The following is a 401-nucleotide window of genomic DNA, read 5'->3' as shown; positions in this document are numbered from 1 at the left end:
CTGTTTACGTTCCAGCTGATGACTTAACAGACCCAGCTCCAGCAACTGTTTTTGCTCACTTAGATGCTACAACGGTTTTAAATAGAGCTATTGCTGAAAAGGGTATTTATCCTGCAGTTGACCCACTTGACTCAACTTCAAGAATGCTTGATCCAAATATCATTGGAGAAGAACATTATAAAGTTGCTCGTGGTGTTCAATCAGTGCTTCAAAAATACAAAGATTTACAAGATATCATAGCTATTTTAGGTATGGATGAACTTAGCGAAGATGATAAACTTGTAGTTGAAAGAGCAAGAAAGATTGAAAAATTCTTATCACAACCATTTTTCGTTGCAGAAGTTTTCACAGGTAGCCCAGGAAAATATATAAGCCTTGAAGATACAATAGCAGGATTTAAG

The 401-nt window shown here is 36.2% G+C and carries 1 protein-coding gene; it reads left to right on the top strand.

The annotated features are described in order from the left end of the window. A partial coding sequence (locus KJR01_RS09955) for an ATP synthase beta subunit C-terminal domain-containing protein (protein WP_502756459.1) occupies window positions 1-401 on the top strand: 401 nt, incomplete at both ends.

The sequence above is a fragment of the Campylobacter sp. 2018MI10 genome, from assembly GCF_018501175.1.
In the GTDB taxonomy this organism is placed as follows: Bacteria; Campylobacterota; Campylobacteria; order Campylobacterales; family Campylobacteraceae; genus Campylobacter_E.
The sequence above is the reverse complement of the archived record's forward strand: the minus strand, read 5'-3'. Positions and strand labels throughout refer to the sequence as shown.